This window comes from Sedimentibacter sp. B4 (genome assembly GCF_000309315.1).
GTDB lineage: Bacteria > Bacillota > Clostridia > Tissierellales > Sedimentibacteraceae > Sedimentibacter > Sedimentibacter saalensis.
Genome location: NZ_CANG01000740.1, coordinates 1 through 241 on the forward strand (window position 1 = coordinate 1; position 241 = coordinate 241).

1 protein-coding gene is annotated in these 241 nt (G+C 71.4%); it reads left to right on the top strand.

What is annotated here, in order from left to right; translation table 11 throughout:
* Positions 1 to 241: FAD-dependent oxidoreductase (locus BN358_RS24230; RefSeq protein WP_198018481.1), on the top strand; the 241-nt coding region annotated here is incomplete at both ends.

A 241-nucleotide genomic window follows, 5' to 3' on the forward strand; every position in this document is an offset into this window, starting at 1 on the left:
TAGCGAGGACGCCGACGAGCGGCGCCGGCTGCTGAACTTCGTGGTGGTCGGCGCCGGGCCCACCGGTGTCGAGATGGCCGGCCAGATCGCGGAGCTCACCCAGCACACGCTGCGGAAGAGCTTCCGGCGGATCGACACGACCAAGGCGAGCGTGCTGCTGCTGGACGGCGCCGACGTGGTGCTGCCGCCGTTCGGATCGAAGCTCTCCGCCGCGGCGAAGGCCGAGCTCGAGCGGAACAGG